Below are 13061 nucleotides of genomic sequence, written 5' to 3'. Positions count from 1 at the left end.
CGACCACAGGCGAGCGCCCGCCCGGACCCCCGGGTGGGCGCTCGCCTTTCCGTGCCGCTACCGCGGCGGCTGGGATCTGCCCTGGCAGCCGGAGATGCGCAGCATGGCGCGGTACGTCTGGCGCGGGGTCGGCGGCGCGGGCAGGGGATCGACCCGGTCCCCGGCCCGGAACGCCTGCAGCAGGTAGGCCACCAGTCGCTGCCACGCCTTCGGGGCGGCCCCGGCGGTGCCGCGCAGCACCCCGGCGTTGGCCATCAGCAGCAGCGGCAGATCCTCGGCCACGTAGTCCTCGCGCAGGGTGCCCTCGGCCTTGGCGGCCGCCACGAGTTCGGTGAAGCCGCGGTGCAGCGCGATCCGGCGCTGCTCGAACTCCCGCGCACCGGGGAAGCTCATGGTGAGCACATCGGCCAGTCCGCCGTCGGCCGCCTGCATGGCGCAGACCGCGGTGACGTACGCGCTGAAGCCGGTCCAGGCGTCGGGGGCGGTCCGGGCCTCGCGCAGCGCCTGCTCGTACTGCTCGATCTTCGTGCTCGCCGCGGCGGCCGTCAGCTCGTCGCGGGTGGGGAAGCGGCGGTACAGCGTGGCGATGCCGACCCCGGCCCGCCCCGCGACCTCCTCCAGCGGCACGTCCAGCCCCCGCTCGGCGAACAGCTCGCAGGCGGCGGTGACGATGCGCTCGCGGTTGCGGGCGGCGTCGGCGCGCAGCGGATTGCTCTCCATGATCACCAGGGTACAGGACTGGAGGCCGGCCTCCGGTTGGTGCTACCGTCCCGGAGCAGTAAGTGGAGGAGATCCACCGTTTAGGAGAGCCCCTGTGAACATCGCCCTTTGGATCGTGCAGATCCTGCTCGGCCTGGCCTTCCTGGCCGCCGGCCTGCTGAAGGCCACCCAGCCCAAGGAGGCGCTGCGCGCCAAGAACCTCAACTGGGTCGACGACTACTCGGCCGGCATGGTCAAGCTCATCGGCGTCAGCGAGATACTCGGCGGCATCGGCCTGATCGCGCCGTGGGCCACCGGGATCGCGCCGGTGCTGACCCCCATCGCCGCCGTCGCCCTGGCCGCCGTGATGGTCGGCGCCGCCCTGGCGCACCTGCGCCGCAAGGAGTACCCGGCCATCGTGTTCAACATCGTGCTGGCCGCGCTGGCCGTCTTCGTCGCCGTCGGCCGCTTCTGACGGCTGCGGCCACGCCCGCCTCCGGCGGTTAGGAAGGGTCCCTTCACCTACGGAAAGCGATAAGAAGGGTCCCTTCCTTACGCAGGTAGCGGGTGCGGACGGCGCGGGCGGCGGCGAACTCGCGCTCCGCGAGGCGCCCGCACGCCACCGCCAGCGCGCCATGCTCGCGCCCCAGCCGCTGCCACAGTGCCGCGGCGACGACGGCGTCCTGGTGCTCGCCGAGCAGGTCCTGCAGCTCGGCGAGCACCCTGGCGCGGCGGCGGAGTCCGGCGGCCTCCGCGGCGTAGCGGGCGCGCTTGGCGCTGATGCGTACGCCGTGCCAGTCCACATCGGGCGAGGAGGCGGTCAGGTCCCGGGCGGCGGGGGCACCGTGGCGGCCGCGGCGCAGGTGGCGCAGCGGGCGCCGGACCGACTTCGCCGGGCTGACCGGCACGAACGCGGCGTCGGACAGCGGGACGTGCGCGCTCGCGGCGGCCAGCCGCTCGGCCAGCGCCGCGTACCGGGCGGTGTCCAGCCCGGCCAGCACCTCGTCGTAGGCGGCCGCCCGCCGGGCCGCCAGCAGCCTGTCCAGGGCCGCCACGTCGGCCGGGTCCAGCGGGTGCGCCGGATCGGCGGCCGCGGTCGACCAGAGCCGGGCCCGCTGCACCTCGGCGTCGCGGGCACCGCCGAGCAGCCCGGCCAGCCAGCGCAGTTCGGCGCGCAGCGGGCTGGACCAGCGCTGGTCCAGCAGCGGTGCGAAGGTACGCAGATCCGAGCGCAGCCGACGGCAGCCGACCCGCATCCGGTGCACCGGGGAGTCCCCGCCGGGCAGCGGCGCGTCCAGCCGTACCAGCGGCTCGTGGGTCAGGATCTGCGCCACGGACCTGCGCACGGCCGCCGTGACCAGCCCCGCTGCGGCCTCACCGGCCATGCGCCAAGCCTAGCCCGTGAGCCCGGTGCCCCCGCGCCGCCGAAGTTGCCGGGCAGTCGGGCGAATCTTGGGGCCGGTTACGCCCGATTGCCCGGCAAGTCGACCCGGCGCTTCAGCGCTTGAGGACGCGGTTGAGGAGGGCCAGCTGGAGGTCTACGCGGGGGTGTTCCGAAGTGGAGATGTGGCGGGTCCAGGCGCCGTCGGGCGCCAGCTCGAACGTCTCCGTGCCGTCGGACATCGCGGCGTCCATCAGGTCGGCCAGCTCGTTGCGGGCCGCGCTGTCGGTGACCTGGATCAGCGCCTCCACCCGGCGGTCCAGGTTGCGGTGCATGATGTCGGCCGAGCCGATCCAGAACTCCGCGCGGCCCCGGCCGGTACGCGGGTCGCCCGCGCCGAACCGGAACAGCCGCGAGTGCTCCAGGAACCGGCCCAGCACCGAGCGCACCCGGATGTTGTCCGACAGGCCCGGCACCCCCGGCTTGAGCGCGACCATGCCCCGGATGAACAGGTCCACCCGCACCCCGGCCTGCGACGCCCGGTAGAGCGCGTCGATGACCTGCTCGTCGACGAGCGAGTTCACCTTGATCTGGACCAGCGCGGGCTTGCCCTGCCGGGCCAGCTCCGCCTCGCGCTCGATGCGCTCGATGATGCCCGACCGGACCCCGTTGGGCGCCACCATCAGCCGCCGGTACGACGTCTGGCGGCTGTACCCGGTGAGGGTGTTGAACAGGTCGGTCAGGTCGGCGCCGACCTCCGGATCGGCGGTGAGCAGGCCGAAGTCCTCGTACATGCGGGCGGTCTTGGGGTGGTAGTTGCCGGTGCCGATGTGGCAGTAGCGGCGCAGCTGGCCGGCCTCCTCGCGCACCACCAGCGCCGTCTTGCAGTGCGTCTTCAGGCCCACCAGGCCGTAGACCACGTGGCAGCCCGCCCGCTCCAGCATCCGGGCCCAGCCGATGTTGGCCCGCTCGTCGAAGCGCGCCTTCACCTCGACCAGCACCACCACCTGCTTGCCCGCCTCGGCGGCGGTGATCAGCGCGTCCACGACGGGGGAGTCGCCGGAGGTGCGGTACAGCGTCTGCTTGATGGCCAGCACGTGCGGGTCGACCGCCGCCTGCTCGATGAAGCGCTGCACGCTGGTGGAGAACGAGTGGTACGGGTGGTGCAGCAGGATGTCGCCGTCGCGCAGGATGTTGAAGACGCTGCGGGTCGACTCGCCGTCGCGCAGCCGCGGGTGCGTGGCCGGGACGAACGGCGCCTCCTTGAGGTCGGGCCGGTCCACGTCGTAGAGCTGCCACAGCCCCGACAGGTCCAGCAGGCCCGGCACCCGCAGCACGTCCCGTGAGTCCACCTCCAGCTCGGTGACCAGCGTGGCCAGCAGGTGGTCGGAGATCTCCGCCGACACCTCCAGCCGCACCGGCGGCCCGAACCGCCGCCGCGCCAGCTCCCGCTCCATCGCCTGCAGCAGGTCCTCGTCGCGGTCCTCGTCGATCTCGACGTCGGCGTTGCGGGTCACCCGGAACAGGTGCTGCTCCACCACCTCCATGCCGGAGAACAGCTGCCCCAGCTCGCCCGCGATCAGCTCCTCCACCGGCAGGAACCGGTACGCCGTCTTGCCCTCGGCCGTCAGCACCCGGCCGGCACCGCTGTCGACCTGCACGAACCGGGGCACGTTGTTGGGCACCTTGACCCGGGCGAACAGCTGCTCGTTCGTGTCCGGGTCGCGCACCACCGCCGCCACGTTCAGCGACAGCCCCGAGATGTACGGGAACGGGTGCGCCGGGTCGAACGCCAGCGGCGTCAGCACCGGGAAGATGTGCTCGCGGAAGTACGAGCGCAGCTGCTCGCGCTCGCCCCGGTCCAGATCAGACCAGCCGACGATGCTCACGCCCGCCTTGGCCAGCGCCGGGCGCAGCACCTTGGCGAACTCGGTCGCGTGCTCGCCGACCAGCTCGGAGCTGCGCTCGGCGACCATCTCCAGCTGCAGCCGGGTCGGCACCTGGTCGGCGCCGCGGGTCGGCAGGCCGGTCTCCAGGCGGCGGCGCAGCCCCGCGATCCGGACCATGTAGAACTCGTCCAGATTGCTCGCGAAGATCGCCATGAACTTGAGGCGCTCCAGCAGCGGCTGCCGGGCGTCCTCGGCCAGGGCCAGCACCCGGGCGTTGAAGTCGAGCCAGGAGACCTCGCGGTTGAAGTACCGGTCCTCGGGCAGTGCGACCGCGGCCGGATCCGCAGGCGCCTGTGCCTGCGCGATCAGGTCCGGCGTCGTCGTCTCGGCGATGGTCGGCCCGGTCTGGGCGGGCACGGAATCGGACGCCGAGGTCTTTCGCGGGCGGCGGGGCGGAGTCTGGCTCACTCTGTAATTCTGTCCCGACCGACATGAACGAGGGGTGAACTCATGGCAGCGTACGGCCGTCGCGCGGGCCGCCTAACCCGTGGCGTCGGTCACGGCATCGTGGGTATGGCGACCCGGTGCAGCCGCTCGCCGTCCCACTCCAGCCGGACCCGCTGACCCAGCCGCAGCAGCCGCAGGCCGGACGCGTCGAACGCGGCCCGGTCGAACGCCACCGGCGTCCCGTCGTCGAGCAGCAGCGTGCCGGAACGGGTATCTGGGTCGAAGGTCGCGACAGTGCCCTGCATGGATGCCAACCTACGCCGCCGGGCGCGCGTACGGCAGGCCCCAGGCCCGAACCGCCGCCAGGTCCTCGGCCGTGTCCACGTCGCGGCGCAGCGTCGGCCACGCCCCGGTCAGCCGCCGCGCCCCCGACAGCTCGTGCGCGGCCGCCGAGCCCAGCCCGAACCTCGGATCCAGGCGGCCGCCGACCGCGCTGACCAGCAGCACCGTGCCGACCCCGGCCGCGTCGGGCACGAACGCCCGGTCCGGCCCCGCCTGCGCCAGCGCCTGCGCCAACTCGTCGGGGCGCAGCGCGGGCAGGTCGGCCGGCAGCGCCGCCAGCCGCCCGGCCCCGGCCAGCAGGGCGGCGGCCCGGCTCAGGGCCTGGTTCAGGTCGCGCCCGGTGTCGCCGACGATCTCGGCGCCGCAGCCGCGCAGCTCGCGGGCGGCGGTGCGGTCGCGGGTGACCACGTACACCCGGGCCACCCCGGCGGCGGCGCGGGCGGCGCGGACCGTACGGCGGGCCAGGTCCAGGACGAGGCCCTCGTGGTCGGCCTCGGCGCCGCGCAGCCGGGTCTTCGCCTCGGCCAGCGGCTTCAGCGGAACCAGGACGGTCACGGGCAGGGCGGGCACCATGCCATTCTGGCGCCCCGGCGCACCGGTCGCGGTACCGGCGGGCGGGTTCCGGGTATGCCGGGACGTGACATGATGCGCTCACGTGGTCGTGACGTACCCTGGTGCGCCACGACGGCGGTGGCGTCCGCCGGGGCGGCGGGCGTGTTGAAGGAGGCTACGTTGGCGCGGCGCAGGCTGGGCTTCTGGCAGCGGTTCGCGGTGTCGCTGGTGAAGCCGCCGATGATCCTGCTGACCCGGCGGGACTGGCGCGGTTTCGAGCACATCCCGGCCGAGGGCGGCGTGATCCTGGCCGTCAACCACGTGTCGCACGCCGACCCGTTCACCACCGCCCACTACGTGTACGACTCCGGCCGCTGGCCGCAGTTCCTGGGCAAGGAGAGCGTCTTCCGCATCCCGCTCGCCGGAAAGATCCTGCACTGGTGCAAGCAGATCCCGGTGCACCGCGGCACCGCCGACGCGGTCAAGGCCCTCGACGCCGCCGTCGAGGCGGTCGAGCAGGGCGGCTGCGTGGTGATCTACCCCGAGGGCACCACCACCAAGGAGCCCGACCTGTGGCCGATGCGCGGCAAGACCGGCACCGCCCGGTTGGCGCTGCTCACCGGCGCGCCGGTGATCCCGGTGGTCACCTGGGGTCCGGAGCGCATCTTCGACCCGCGTACCAAGAAGGTCCGGCTCATCCCGAAGATCCCGGTGTCGGTCTGGGCGGGCGAGCCCGTCGACCTGTCCCGCTGGGAGGGCGCCGAGCCGACCGCGGCGGTGCTCAACGAGATGACCGACGCGGTGATGCTGCGCCTGCGCGACATGCTCGCCGAGATCCGGCACGACCCGTCCCCGCCGCCGATCTGGACACCCGCCGCTCGCCCCGCTGAAGGAGCAGGCCGATGAAGGTCGCAGTGCTCGGCGCCGGTTCCTGGGGAACCGCGTTCGCCAAGATCCTCGGCGATGCCGGCAACGACGTGATGCTGTGGGCGCGCCGCCCCGAGATCGTCGACGCGATCCGCCGCACCGGGCGCAACCCGGAGTACCTGGAGGACATGTACGTCGGCGCGCGGATCACCCCGACCGCCTCGGCGTACGAGGCGATCGACGGCGCCGAGATCGTGGTGCTCGCCGTGCCGTCGCAGACGCTGCGCCCCAACCTCGCCGACTGGGCCGCCACCGTGCACCCCGACGCGACCCTGGTGTCGCTGATGAAGGGCATCGAGCTGGGCACCACCCAGCGGATGAGCCAGGTCATCACCGAGGCCGCCGGGGTGTCCCCGGACCGCGTCGCGGTCGTCAGCGGCCCCAACCTGGCCCCAGAGATCGCGCTGGAGCAGCCCGCCGCCACCGTCGTGGCGTGCACCGACATCGACCGGGCCACCACCGTGCAGCGGGCCACCACCACGCCGTACTTCCGGCCGTACACCAACGACGACGTCATCGGGTGCGAGCTCGGCGGCGCCGTCAAGAACGCGATCGCGCTCGCGTTCGGCATCGCGCACGCGATGGGCCTGGGCGACAACACCAAGGCGATGCTGGTCACCCGCGGCCTGGCCGAGACCGCCCGGCTCGGCGTGGCGCTGGGCGCCGACCCGCTCACCTTCTCCGGCCTGGCCGGGATGGGGGACCTCATCGGCACGTGCAGCTCGCCGCTGTCGCGCAACCGCACCTTCGGCGAGCACCTGGGCCGGGGCAAGACCCTGGAGCAGGCGCAGGCCGCCACCCGGTACACCGCCGAGGGCGTCAAGAGCTGCCTGGCGATCCGGGACCTGGCCCACTCGCACGGGGTCGAGATGCCGATCACCGAGCAGGTCGAGCGGGTCTGCCACGAGGGCGTCAACCCTCGCGTCGCGCTCAGCACGCTCATGTCACGGTCGACCAAGCCCGAGTGATCCCACCAGGCGGGCCGGTTACGGTTCGTTCATGACAACGCAGTACGGCGACAGCACCCTGTCGGTCCACGTCGGCATGCCCGAGCCCGTCCCCGGAGCACCGCTGCTCCCCGGACCCGTGCTGGCCGCCCCCTACCACCTGCCGCCCGAGGGCTACCGCCCCGACCTCGACGGCTACGGGCGCGGCGACAACCCGACCCGGCGACTGCTGGAGGCGGCCATCGGCGGGCTGGAGGGCGGCGACTGCCTCGCCTTCGGCAGCGGCCAGGCGGCCATCACCGCGCTGCTGCTGACCGTGCTGCGCACCGGCGACACCCTCATGATCCCCGCCGACGGCTACTACCAGGTCCGCGCGCTGGCCGCCGGTACGCTCGCCGGCCTCGGCATCAAGACCGTCGAGGTGCCCACCGCCGGCCCGTACCCGTCCTTCGAGGGCGTACGGCTGGTGCTACTGGAGACCCCGGCCAACCCCGGCCTCGACCTGGTCGACATCGCCGCCGTGGCCGAGGCCGCGCACGCCGCGGGCGCCCTGGTCGCCGTCGACAACACCACCGCCACTCCGCTGTCGCAGCGCCCCCTGGACCTCGGCGCCGACGTGGTCGTCGCGTCCGGCACCAAGGCCCTGTCCGGCCACTCCGACCTGCTGCTCGGGTACGTCGCCACCCGCTCGCCCGAACTGCTCGACGGCATGCGGCAGTGGCGGGCGCTCACCGGCGCGATCCCGTCGGCGTTCGACTGCTGGCTGGCCCGGCGGTCCATGGGCACGATGGCGCTGCGGCTGCGGCAGCAGTCGGCCAACGGGGCCGCGGTGGCGGAGTTCCTGCGTACGCACCCGGCGGTGTCGGGGGTGCGCTGGGCCGGGGACTCGGCGCTGGCCGCGCGGCAGATGAAGATCGTGCCCGGGTTGGTGTCGTTCGAGCTGGGGTCGGCGGAGCAGGTGGCGGCGTTCCTGCGGGCGTCGAAGCTGGTGGCCGCGGCGACGAGCTTCGGCGGGCTGCACACGAGCGCGGACCGGCGGCACCAGTGGGGGGACAGCGTGGCGCCGGGCTTCGTACGGCTGTCCTGCGGTGTCGAGGACACCGAAGACCTGCTGACGGACCTGAGCACCGCCCTGTCCACCACCGCCTGACCCATGATCACCGCCTGACCCGTGGCGGGGCGAGCCACCCCACGCCCTGTCATAGACGTTGGCCTATCCAGAGGAAGATGATCTCAAAAAACTGCTCTAGATAGGCCAGCGTTTATGAAAGACGGGGCGAAGATCGCTGCTGGCGGTCACTCTCCGGTCAGCGGAGGCCGGGGGAGTGGAGGTTCTGGCCGGGGACGGCGATCTTTCGCTCGATCGGGCTCGATGATCGCTGCCTGCGGTCAGAACAGGCTGCTGAACCCCCTGTTCCGACCCGGGATGGCGATCTTGCCGGGCCGAAGCGGGCTACCCGGCGGTCGGGGCTGCGGCCGGGGCGGGTACGGGTGCCGGGGCGGGGTCGGTGACGGTGGCGGCCAGGGCCAGGGTATGGCGGCGTACGACCAGCAGCGGGATGATGCCCACCACCCCGAACGAGCAGTCGATCGGGATCCACCACCACGGCAGCCCCCTGGTCGGTGCCGCGATCAGCGCCAGCGGGATCACCGCCACGCAGCAGAACATGCCCCAGTGGATCACCCAGAGGTTGCGGACCGGGTCGCGCAGCGGCCCCCAGTAGGCGGCCGCGATGACCAGGTGCGCGAAGGCCAGCCAGTCCGTGCCGTACGCGAGGAAGGGGTAGTCCTGGTTCGCGGCCTCCAGCCCGCGCCGGACCTCGCCGATGAAGTCGACCAGCGCCTGGGGCGCGGGCGACCAGGCCTCGCGCAGCAGCCCGTCGACCCAGCGGACCTCGGTGAGCAGTGGAAAAGCCGTCACGCCGCTGAGGATGAGGCAGATGATGAACAGGACGAGCCAGATACGGATGCGCCGCAGGCGCGCGTGCGGGGTCACGGTGCGAGACCCTATCGCCACCTCGGGTTCCGTACGACGTGCTCTTCACCGGTTCATCACAGGGCACGGTAGGGTCAGCCGCGTGAGTGAAAGCAGCCAGCGCAAGATCCGCGTCGCCGTCGTCTTCGGCGGGCGCAGCACCGAGCACGGCGTCTCCTGCGTGAGCGCCGGCAGCATCCTGGGCGCGCTCGACCCCGACGAGTACGAGGCGGTGCCGGTCGGCATCACCCGCGAGGGGCGCTGGGTGCTCGCCTCGGGCGAGTCCCCGCTGGCGATCGAGGGCGGCGCCATGCCGGAGATCACCGCAGCCTCGGGGCAGGCGGTGGTCCTGCCCGCCGACCCGACCAGCCACGACCTGGTGGTGCTGGAGCCCGCCGAGGGTGCGGCCGCGGCGCTGGCCGAGGTCGACGTCGTCTTCCCCGCCCTGCACGGGGCGTACGGCGAGGACGGGACGATCCAGGGGCTGCTGGAGATGGCGGGCATCCCGTACGTCGGGGCGAACGTGTTCGCCTCCGCGGCCGCCATGGACAAGGAGTTCACCAAGAAGCTGGCGGCCGCCGAGGGCATCCCGGTCGGGCCGTACGTGGTGCTGCGCAACGGCCAGGAGCTCACCCAGGCCGACCGCGACCGCCTCGGCCTGCCGGTGTTCGTGAAGCCGTCGCGGGCCGGCTCGTCGTTCGGCATCAGCAAGGTCAGCGACTGGGACGACTTCGACGCGGCGCTGGCCAAGGCGCGCGCGATCGACCCGAAGGTGCTGGTCGAGGCCGGGATCGTGGGCCGTGAGGTGGAGTGCGGCGTGCTGGAGGGCGAGGCCGGGGGCCAGCCCGAGGCGTCGGTGCTCGCCGAGATCCGGGTGGTCGCGGGCGGCCACGAGTTCTACGACTTCGAGGCCAAGTACCTCGGCGACGACTGCGAGTACGACCTGCCCGCGAACCTGTCCCCGGAGCTGACCGCCCGGGTGCGGGACCTGGCCGTGCGCACCTTCACCGCGCTGGACTGCGCCGGGCTGGGCCGGGTCGACTTCTTCGTGACCGACGACGGCGAGGTCTACCTCAACGAGATCAACACCATGCCCGGTTTCACCTCGACCAGCATGTTCCCGCGTATGTGGGCCGCCAGCGGCCTGGAGTACCCGAAACTCGTCTCCCGCCTCATCCGCACCGCCCTCCACCGCGGCACCGGCCTGCACTGAGTTGCTGGCGCCCGCCTTCGCGGGCGCGGCGTGCCCGCTCGCAGGCTGAGTTGCTGGCGCCCGCCTTCGCGGGCGCGGCGTGCCCGCTCGCAGGCGGTGTCTTCCCTCGTCGCTGCCGGGCCTTTGGCCCGGTCACGCTCCTCAGTCCAGACACCGCCGCGGGCACGCGAACCCCCGGGGGTTGCTCAACGGCAACCCGTGGGCATGGTTTCGGCGGAGGGGACGGTCTCGATGAAGGTCTTGGAGAACTCGCTGACCCACTCGCCGGGGCCGTCCAGGCCGGCCGGGACGGTGACGGAGACGGGGACCTCGCGGTCGACCGTGGTCCAGGTGCCGGTGGACACGTGCCAGCAGACGCCGTTCAGCTTGTACACGTCGTCGGTGGGCGGGAAGGTGGGGCTCGTCACGCCGCAGGTCAGGGTGAGGGCGGGGTCGCCCCAGGCGGCGTTCTGCTCGAACCCGCCGGAGACCTCGCGCCGGGGCAGGCCGCGGACCTGCTCGGGCAGCTGCGACAGCAGGGCGCGGCACACGGTGGCCTGGCGCTCGCCGAGGGCGGGAGCGGCCATCTGCACCGGTGCGGTCGGCATGACCTGGGGGCTGGCGGCGGCGCTGGTGCTGGGCTTGGGGGCCGCGGCGGGCGCCTCAGCGGGGCGCATGACCTGGAAGAATCCCCAGCCGGCGAGGGCGGCGACGGGCAGCGCGATCGCGGCGGCGATGAGCTTGGCGGAGCGGTCGGCCGGACGGGCCGCCTGGTCGTTACTCATATGTGGATGATCGGGCATGTCAGCGTACGGGTGATGTTCGGGATCAACTGGATCTGTGACAGGACGAGTTTGCCGAGTTCGTCGACGGTGTGCGCCTGCACCATGGCGACCACGTCGTAGGGCCCGGTGACCGCGTCGACCCGGGTGACACCCTGGATGTCGCCGATGGCAGCAGAGACGTCGACCGACTTGCCGACCGACGTCTGGATCAGGATATAAGCGTGAACCACGGACGACTCCTTTGTACGTACCGCTGTGAAACTACCTCACGGGTGGGCTGCGGGCAGCGGCAGGAGGCGCGCCACAAGCGAAAAGAGGTGCTATGAGCGTCGCGCGTACGGGTGAGTTCGGGCTGATCGAGCGGGTGGTGGCCCGGCTCGGCACGGGCCCGGCCACCCTGCTCGGTCCGGGCGACGACGCCGCGCTCGTGATCGCCTCGGACGGGCGCGTCGTGGCCTCGACCGACGTGCTGGTCGAGGGGCGCCACTTCCGGCGCGACTGGGCCGATGCCGAGGACATCGGCCGCCGGGCGGCGGCGGCCAACCTGGCCGACATCGCGGCGATGGGCGCCACCGCGACCGCGCTGCTGGTGGGCCTGTGCGCACCGCCCGATCTGGACGTCGCCTGGGCCGAGCAGCTGGCCGACGGCCTGGCCGCCGAGGCGGCGCTGGTCGGCGCGAGCGTCGTCGGCGGGGACATGACCGCCAGCCCGACGCTGACCATCGCGGTGACGGCGCTGGGGGACCTGCACGGGCTGTCGCCGGTGCTGCGGTCGGGGGCGCGCGAGGGCGACGTGGTGGCGCTGGCGGGCCGGGTCGGGTACGCCGCAGCCGGTTACACGGTGCTGTCGCGCGGCTTCCGTACGCCGAAGGTGCTGGTGGAGGCGTATCGGCGACCCATCGTGCCGTACGCGGCGGGCCCGGCGGCAGGACGGGCCGGGGCCACCTCGATGATCGACGTGTCGGACGGGCTGATCGCCGATCTGGGGCACATCGCGCAGGCCAGCAAGGTCGGCGTCAACCTGCACCGGCACACGTTCGCGGTGCCGGAGCAGATGCGCGACGCGGCGCTGGCGCTGGGCGTCGACCCGTACCAGTGGCTGCTCGCGGGCGGCGACGACCACGCCCTGGTCGCCACCTTCCCGCCCGGCACCCCGCTGCCCGACGGCTGGCACCCCATCGGCGACGTCGTCCACGGCACCACCGTCACCGTCGACTCCCGCCCCTGGTACGGCCCCAAAGGCTGGGACCACTTCCGCGCCTGACCCACCCCACCGCCCCCTTCCCGTTGATCATGAACTTATGGGCGGGTTCGACGGTGTGTCGCGGCCATAACTTCATGATCGACGGGTGCGCGGTAAGGTACCGGCGAGTAGTGGGCTGGTTACGTAATGGACAAGTGGTGCCAATGCGTGGAAGTCCGTATTCTCTGGCGCGTGACCGAGATCGAGATCCGGCCGACGCGCTACGGTGCGCCGGTCGCGCGCAAGCTGATCGCCGAACTGATGGCTGACCTCACCGAGCGGTACGGCGGCGGCGACGCCACCCCGATCGAGGCTGTCGAGTTCGACCCGCCGGACGGCGGCTTCTTCGTCGCGTACCTCGACGGGGCGCCCGTGGCCTGCGGCGGATGGCGCAGCTGGAGCGAGACCGAGGATGTCGCGGAGATCAAGCGGGTCTACACCGCGCCTGCGGCGCGCGGCAGGGGTCTCGGTCGACGGATCATGGCGGCGCTGGAGGCTGACGCGAAGGCGCACGGGCGCAAGCGCGCGGTGCTGGAGACCGGCACCGCCCAGCCGGAGGCGATCGCGATGTACCACGCGGTCGGCTGGGAGTTGATCGAGAACTTCGGCCACTACCGCGACGAGCCCGGCTGCCGCAGCTTCGGCCGCGACCTCTGACCGGTCCGGCCCGTCGGGGCAACCG

General features: G+C 72.8%; 15 protein-coding genes. 7 read left to right on the top strand and 8 right to left on the bottom strand.

All coding sequences use genetic code 11. From position 1 onward, the window contains the following. Positions 1–57: 57 nt before the first annotated feature. Positions 58–720, bottom strand: coding sequence for a TetR/AcrR family transcriptional regulator (locus tag QEZ54_RS00960; protein WP_281302504.1), 663 nt, complete (start codon positions 718–720; stop codon positions 58–60). A gap of 94 nt (positions 721–814) precedes the next feature. Here QEZ54_RS00960 and QEZ54_RS00955 point away from each other — a divergent pair, with 94 nt between their 5' ends. Continuing rightward, a complete protein-coding gene (locus QEZ54_RS00955; protein ID WP_281302503.1) occupies positions 815–1174 on the top strand; it encodes a DoxX family protein in 360 nt (119 codons plus the stop codon). Between the two features lie 43 nt (positions 1175–1217). Here QEZ54_RS00955 and QEZ54_RS00950 read toward each other — a convergent pair whose 3' ends face one another. From QEZ54_RS00950 to cofC, 4 genes are all read right to left on the bottom strand, one after another. Further along, complete coding sequence (locus QEZ54_RS00950; protein ID WP_281302502.1) at positions 1218–2084, bottom strand: CHAD domain-containing protein; 867 nt, start codon at positions 2082–2084, stop codon at positions 1218–1220. Positions 2085–2196: 112 nt separating this feature from the next. Beyond that, complete coding sequence (locus QEZ54_RS00945) at positions 2197–4362, bottom strand: RNA degradosome polyphosphate kinase (RefSeq protein ID WP_281303009.1); 2166 nt, start codon at positions 4360–4362, stop codon at positions 2197–2199. A gap of 164 nt (positions 4363–4526) precedes the next feature. Next, a complete protein-coding gene (locus tag QEZ54_RS00940; RefSeq protein ID WP_281302501.1) occupies positions 4527–4721 on the bottom strand; it encodes a cold-shock protein in 195 nt (64 codons plus the stop codon). Positions 4722–4731: 10 nt separating this feature from the next. Beyond that, a complete protein-coding gene (gene cofC / locus QEZ54_RS00935; protein ID WP_281302500.1) occupies positions 4732–5328 on the bottom strand; it encodes a 2-phospho-L-lactate guanylyltransferase in 597 nt (198 codons plus the stop codon). A gap of 162 nt (positions 5329–5490) precedes the next feature. Here cofC and QEZ54_RS00930 point away from each other — a divergent pair, with 162 nt between their 5' ends. From QEZ54_RS00930 to QEZ54_RS00920, 3 genes are read left to right on the top strand one after another with little or no spacing between them, the layout of a single operon-like run. Beyond that, a complete protein-coding gene (locus tag QEZ54_RS00930; RefSeq protein WP_281302499.1) occupies positions 5491–6216 on the top strand; it encodes a lysophospholipid acyltransferase family protein in 726 nt (241 codons plus the stop codon). After that, the gene (locus QEZ54_RS00925) at positions 6213–7205 is read left to right on the top strand and encodes an NAD(P)H-dependent glycerol-3-phosphate dehydrogenase (protein ID WP_281302498.1); all 993 of its coding nucleotides are present in this window, start codon (positions 6213–6215) and stop codon (positions 7203–7205) included. Before QEZ54_RS00930 ends, QEZ54_RS00925 begins: the two co-directional genes overlap by 4 nt. A 31-nt stretch (positions 7206–7236) precedes the next feature. After that, positions 7237–8334, top strand: a complete 1098-nt coding sequence (locus QEZ54_RS00920) for a cystathionine gamma-lyase (protein ID WP_281302497.1) — start codon at positions 7237–7239, stop codon at positions 8332–8334. 303 nt (positions 8335–8637) lie between these two features. On the opposite strand, the gene QEZ54_RS00915 is transcribed toward QEZ54_RS00920, so the two are convergent. Next, positions 8638–9180, bottom strand: coding sequence for a hypothetical protein (locus tag QEZ54_RS00915; protein ID WP_281302496.1), 543 nt, complete (start codon positions 9178–9180; stop codon positions 8638–8640). 82 nt (positions 9181–9262) lie between these two features. Between QEZ54_RS00915 and QEZ54_RS00910 the strand changes: the two genes are divergently transcribed. Beyond that, the gene (locus QEZ54_RS00910; protein WP_281302495.1) at positions 9263–10372 is read left to right on the top strand and encodes a D-alanine--D-alanine ligase family protein; all 1110 of its coding nucleotides are present in this window, start codon (positions 9263–9265) and stop codon (positions 10370–10372) included. A 185-nt stretch (positions 10373–10557) separates the two neighbouring features. On the opposite strand, the gene QEZ54_RS00905 is transcribed toward QEZ54_RS00910, so the two are convergent. Beyond that, a complete protein-coding gene (locus QEZ54_RS00905) occupies positions 10558–11136 on the bottom strand; it encodes a DUF3515 domain-containing protein (RefSeq protein ID WP_281302494.1) in 579 nt (192 codons plus the stop codon). Beyond that, positions 11133–11366: an Lrp/AsnC ligand binding domain-containing protein gene (locus QEZ54_RS00900; protein ID WP_281302493.1), complete on the bottom strand. Its 234-nt coding sequence runs from the start codon at positions 11364–11366 to the stop codon at positions 11133–11135. Before QEZ54_RS00900 ends, QEZ54_RS00905 begins: the two co-directional genes overlap by 4 nt. A 92-nt stretch (positions 11367–11458) precedes the next feature. On the opposite strand from QEZ54_RS00900, the gene QEZ54_RS00895 reads away from it, so the two are divergent. After that, complete coding sequence (locus QEZ54_RS00895) at positions 11459–12400, top strand: thiamine-phosphate kinase (RefSeq protein ID WP_281302492.1); 942 nt, start codon at positions 11459–11461, stop codon at positions 12398–12400. A 171-nt stretch (positions 12401–12571) separates the two neighbouring features. After that, positions 12572–13036 carry a GNAT family N-acetyltransferase gene (locus QEZ54_RS00890; RefSeq protein WP_281302491.1) on the top strand — a complete coding sequence of 155 codons (465 nt, stop codon included), beginning with the start codon at positions 12572–12574 and terminating at the stop codon, positions 13034–13036. Positions 13037–13061: the final 25 nt, after the last annotated feature.

It is taken from the genome of Catellatospora sp. KI3 (assembly GCF_029948125.1).
Taxonomy (GTDB): domain Bacteria; phylum Actinomycetota; class Actinomycetes; order Mycobacteriales; family Micromonosporaceae; genus Catellatospora.
The sequence above is the reverse complement of the archived record's forward strand: the minus strand, read 5'-3'. Positions and strand labels throughout refer to the sequence as shown.

What these genes read in the sequence shown, in the direction of transcription:
- QEZ54_RS00960 (WP_281302504.1), bottom strand. Translation starts at nt 720, where the DNA reads ATGGAGAGCAATCCGCTGCGCGCCGACGCCGCCCGCAACCGCGAGCGC.
- QEZ54_RS00950 (WP_281302502.1), bottom strand. Translation starts at nt 2,084, where the DNA reads ATGGCCGGTGAGGCCGCAGCGGGGCTGGTCACGGCGGCCGTGCGCAGG.
- QEZ54_RS00940 (WP_281302501.1), bottom strand. Translation starts at nt 4,721, where the DNA reads ATGCAGGGCACTGTCGCGACCTTCGACCCAGATACCCGTTCCGGCACG.
- QEZ54_RS00925 (WP_281302498.1), top strand. Translation starts at nt 6,213, where the DNA reads ATGAAGGTCGCAGTGCTCGGCGCCGGTTCCTGGGGAACCGCGTTCGCC.
- QEZ54_RS00920 (WP_281302497.1), top strand. Translation starts at nt 7,237, where the DNA reads ATGACAACGCAGTACGGCGACAGCACCCTGTCGGTCCACGTCGGCATG.
- QEZ54_RS00905 (WP_281302494.1), bottom strand. Translation starts at nt 11,136, where the DNA reads ATGAGTAACGACCAGGCGGCCCGTCCGGCCGACCGCTCCGCCAAGCTC.
- QEZ54_RS00895 (WP_281302492.1), top strand. Translation starts at nt 11,459, where the DNA reads ATGAGCGTCGCGCGTACGGGTGAGTTCGGGCTGATCGAGCGGGTGGTG.